The sequence below is a fragment of the Burkholderia sp. E168m23 genome, assembly GCF_016586125.1.
GTDB lineage: Bacteria > Pseudomonadota > Gammaproteobacteria > Burkholderiales > Burkholderiaceae > Burkholderia > Burkholderia orbicola.
Genome location: NZ_BCPP01000701.1, coordinates 1 through 3,852, shown reverse-complemented (window position 1 = coordinate 3,852; position 3,852 = coordinate 1). Strand labels below are relative to the sequence as shown.

The 3,852-nt window shown below is 70.9% G+C and carries 1 protein-coding gene; it reads left to right on the top strand.

Annotation, left to right across the window (positions count from 1 at the left end; translation table 11 throughout):
• Positions 1 to 3,852: polyketide synthase dehydratase domain-containing protein (locus tag JMF90_RS27790; RefSeq protein WP_201325685.1), on the top strand; the 3,852-nt coding region annotated here is incomplete at both ends.

The window sequence follows — 3,852 nt, the reverse complement described above, 5'->3', positions numbered from 1 at the left end:
GCATTCGATCCTGCGCACGTACGTGAAGCAGGCGTTGACGGCCGCCGGCGTGACCGGCGCGGTGCTGCCGACGCTCAAGCGCGATCACGGCAGCGCGGCGACGCTGCGGCAAGCGATTCTCGCGGCGATCGCGCATGGCGCGAGCGTCGATCCCGACCGCTTCGCGCCGGGCGCAACGCGTGCGGCATTGCCGTCGTATCCGTGGCAGCGCGACCGTTTCTGGCTCACGCCGACCGTCGAAGGCTACGGTCTCGTCAATCGCCGCCGCGAGCATCCGCTGCTCGGCTATCGGCTGCACGAACATGCATTCGGCTGGGAAAACCAGCTCGATCCGGCGAAGCTGCCGATGCTGGCCGATCACGTCGTCGACGGCGGCGTGGCGTTCCCGGGGGCCGGCTACGTGGAAATGGCGCTCGCCGCGGCGCGCACCTTCTTCGATACGCCGGATGCGGCGCTCGAAAACGTCGAGATCCGCACGCCGGTCGTGTTCCAGCCGCAGCAGGCGAAGCTGTTCCGGCTCGTGATCGAGCCGCGCACCGCGACGTTTACGATCGAGACGCGCGACCGGATGTCCGACGGCGCATGGACGCTGAACGTGACAGGGCGGATGCTGGAAAGCGGCAACGCGCTCGGCGCCGCGAGCATCGTGCCGGCCGCGACGCTCGAACGCCTGTTCGCGCTGCCGGCCGCCGACGGCGACACGCTGTATGCGAACACGGCAGCCATCGGCCTCCACTACGGGCCGGCGTTCCGCTGGGTTCGCACCGTGCGGGTCGCCGCGGCCGAGGATGCCGCGCTGGCCGACGTCGCCGCGCCGGCCGCGTGCGGCGATGCGCGGGCGCTATCCGCGTATCTGCTGCATCCGGCGCTGATGGACAGCGGGTTTCATCCGCTGTTCGCGCTGCTGGCGGCGCAGGCGCGTGATGGCGAGCATCCGGCCTACGTGCCGGTGCAGATCGGCCGGGTCGACTATTTGCGCGGCGACGCGGTCGCCCGCGTGCTCGCACGGGTCGACCGGCGCAGCCCGCATTCGATCGTCGCGCATTTCGAATTCCTCGACGCGCAGGGCGCGATCGTCGCGCGGCTCGGCGGCTGCCGGTTCCGGCGCGTGGACCTCGTCGGCCGCCGGCAGAATCTGCCTTCGCGTTTCGTCTACCGCCTCGAAGAGATGCCGTTGCCGAATGACGTGGAGGCGACCGCTTTGCCGGCACCCTACGCGCTGCTCGCGCAAGCGGTCGCGCGCGTCGACGCCGCGGAGCTCGACGGCCGTCGGACGCAGCATTTGACCGAGATTCTGCCGCTGCTCGACGTGCTGGCAAGCTTGTACGTGCTGCGCGCGTTCGATGCGCTCGGCGTATTCGCCGGCACGTGGCAGCCCGCACCGGAGCGGGCTGCGCTCGCTACACGCCTGGCCGACATGCTCGTCGAGGACGGGCTGGCCGCGCGTGACGGCGCGCGTCTCGTCCGCGACGACGCGGCGTGCGCGGCGCTGCCGCCGCTCGACGATCTGTGGCGCGGGCTGCTGGCCGAATCGCCGGGGCACGTGGCCGAACTGACGCTGCTCGCGCATTGCGGCGCGGCGCTGCCCGACGTGCTGAGCGGCGCGAAGGACGGCGCACGCTGGCTGTCGCCGACCGGGCACAGCCTGGTCGAGCAGTTGCTTGCCGCATCGCCGACCTGGCAGCACGTGCATGCGCTGCTGGCGGCCGGCGTCGAGCAGGCGGTCGACGCGTGGCAGCCGGCGCGCCGGCTGCGCGTGCTCGAACTGGGCGCGACGGACGGTGACGTGCTGCAAACGCTCGGCATGCATCTCGCCGCCGCGCGCTGTGATCACACGATCGCCGCAACGGCCGGCCAGTTGGCCGGGTTCGATACGGATGCGGAAGCCGCGGTGCGCACGGTCGCGTTGCAGCCGGGCGAACGGTTGTTGCTATCCGCCGACGAAGCCGGGCCGTACGACCTGATCGTCGCGAACCGCGCGCTGAGCGGCCGTCCCGATGCGGCCGATGCACTGAACGCGATGCGATCGTGGCTCGCGCCGGGCGGCTTGCTGCTGCTGGCCGAGCCGCGTCGCGGCCGCTTCTCCGACATCGTGTTCGGCGCGCAGCCTGCGTCGATGGGCGTCGACCTGCCCGCGCCGCTGGCGCCGGCGGATCTCGAGGCGGCGCTGGCGCGCGTGGGCTACGTCGACGTCGTGCGGCATGTCGAGCAGTCGCTCGATCTGGACGGCACGCCGAAGTTCGTCATCGCACGCAATCCGGCGAGCGCCGCGGCCGCGCAACGCGGCAGCGACGCGAGCGATCTCGATACGCTCGCCCGCAGCGAACAATGGCTCGTGATGCACGCACCGGACGCGGCCGGCGGTTTCGGCGGGCAACTGGCCGACGCGCTCGCGCACGCGGGCTACCCGGCCGATATCGTCGATCTCGCGCATGCGGCCGATGCCATTGCGTCGTTGCCGGCCGGGCAACCGGCGCATGTCGTGTTCTGCGCGCCGGAAACGCCGCTTGCCGACACGACGACGGGAGACGACCTGATGGCCGCGCTGCGTCACGGCGTGATCGCGCTGGCGGCGCTCGTGCGCGCGCTCGTGCGCGCGCTCGGCGCGCAACCGAACGCACGCACGCGGCTGACCGTCGTCACGCGCGGCGGCGCGCCGTTCGCCGGAGCTACGCATGCGCATCCGGAACAGGCGACGCTGTGGGGCCTCGGTCGCGTGCTGGCGAACGAGCATCCCGAACTCGCATGCCGTTTGATCGACGTCGATCGCACGGCGGACGGGATTCCAGATGCGCTGATTCGCGAGCTGACCGGCGCGGCGGTCGAGGAAGAAGTCGTGCTGAGCGCGCACGGGCGACGGGTACCGCGCATGCTGACGGCCGCACAGGCCGCGGCGCGCAGCGACGGCGCGCTTGCACGCGCGTCGGTGCTGGCGTTCGACGCACCGGGCTCGTTGCGCAATCTCGAATGGTTTGCGTTGCCGGAAAGCACGCTGGGCGACGACGAGGTGGAAATCGAGCCGGTTGCCACCGGCCTGAATTTCCGCGACGTGATGTATGCGATGGGGCTCCTGTCCGATGAAGCGGTGGAGACCGGCTTCGCGGGCGCGACGATCGGCATGGAGCTGTCCGGCCGCGTCGTCCGGGTAGGCCGCGCGGTGACGGCATTCGCAGCGGGCGATGCGGTGCTCGGTTTCGCGCCGGCGTCGTTCGCGACGCGCGTCAGGACACGCGCGCAGGCCATCGCGCAGAAACCCGAGCGCCTGTCGTTCGAGGAAGCGGCGACCGTGCCGACCACGTTCTTCACCGCGTACTACGCGCTCGTCGAACTCGCGCGGCTGCGCCGCGGCGAGCGCGTGCTGGTGCACGGCGGCGCGGGCGGCGTCGGGATCGCCGCGATCCAGCTCGCGCGCCACTTCGGCGCGGAAGTGTTCGCGACGGCCGGCAGCGACGAGAAGCGCGAATTCGTGCGCCTGCTCGGCGCCGATCACGTGCTCGATTCGCGCAGCCTGGCGTTCGCGGACGAGATTCGCGCGATGACGGGCGGCGAGGGCATCGACATCGTGCTGAATTCGCTCGCCGGCGAGGCGATGGTGCGCAGCATCGATACGCTGCGTCCGTTCGGCCGTTTCCTCGAACTCGGCAAGCGCGATTTCTACGAAAACAGTCATATCGGGCTGCGGCCGTTCCGCAACAACATCAGTTATTTCGGCATCGACGCCGACCAGTTGATGGGTGCGTTGCCGGAACTGACCGCACGGCTGTTCGGCGAAGTGATGGCGCTGTTCGCGGCAGGCGTGCTGCATCCGCTGCCGTACCGCGCGTTCCCGGCCGAGCGGGCCGAGGATGCGTT